Annotated in this window: 1 pseudogene; it reads right to left on the bottom strand. The window is 50.4% G+C overall.

From position 1 onward, the window contains the following. Positions 1–863: pseudogene (locus JCM12296_RS35090) on the bottom strand (hypothetical protein); the annotation flags it as partial. Positions 864–1,056 lie beyond the last annotated feature (193 nt).

The raw sequence follows: 1,056 nt of genomic DNA, 5'->3' as shown, positions 1-1,056 counted from the left end.
GCCTCTGCTGTTTCTTTCAACCAATATATGGAAGCACCCTTCATGCGAAGGTTCACCACTCGGCGTATTGCGCTTTCCATGGCACCGCTTCCAATCGGGAGGTTGAGGCTCGCCACTTTTTGGTAGTCCATGCGGTGTTGATTGCGAATAAAGTAATTGCGCTCGGTTGCGATATTCTTGCTTTTTCTTCCCCGGCAAAAAGTCTTTATCGCGGCGATTACCTGGTCTGTTTGCCCTTTGAGCAACATGCGCCGATGCTTTTGGATCCATTTCTTTTTCTCTGACGGCTTCCAGTTCTTTTTAAAATCAGCGACCTTGGCCAGATGCTCAACAGCGTGGTAAAAATCGACCAGTTCATAAACCTTTGAGGCAGCTATGCCCAATGAAGCGACCAATTCGGAAATTCGATTCCAGATCCACCGAGCACCGTCGGCAACAAACAGGAGCTGCTTGGCAGCGTGAACGCCAAGTTGTTGCAAATGATAGCGAAGCAATCCAAAGGCGGTGTCAGGACCTTTGAGTGTCCCCTCGATGACTGGGATGAAACGATGATCCATTTTGCCCTGGTCATCAACCGTATAGATAAGGACCAGCTTAGGTTCCTTCCAGTGGGTGTGATAACGTTTGCGTCCCTTTTTCGTTCGGGGACCGCGTTTGTTTCTACGGATGCGCACTCTACCACCATCGGAGGAGACCACCACACGGCGCTGCCCTAAGGAATCGGTCAACGCGATGGTTTCCAGCCGCTGTGCGATTTTTGCCCGACCGGCGAAACGCTGAGCAATGCATCGGATTGTGTTAATGCCGAGGCTCACGCCCTTATCCTCGAAAACACGGCTGACTTCATCGAAGGAACTGAGCATCGCTGCCAGGATACTGATTTCCGAAGAGAGCAATGGGGTGCATCGATCATATACGCCCAACAACAAAACCGCTGGATGAAAGCTTGTGGCGCAGTAAGCTATTTTTTTTTCTTCTTTCTGCGTTTGTCCTTTTTCTTTTTTCGGCTAAAATAGGGTGCAGTCACTGTTATCGCTGCCCCGCGGCTGGTTCGGA

It is taken from the genome of Desulfosarcina cetonica JCM 12296 (assembly GCF_001311845.1).
Lineage (GTDB): Bacteria > Desulfobacterota > Desulfobacteria > Desulfobacterales > Desulfosarcinaceae > Desulfosarcina > Desulfosarcina cetonica.
Note: the sequence above shows the minus strand (reverse complement) of the source record. Positions and strands in the feature narration are given on the sequence as shown.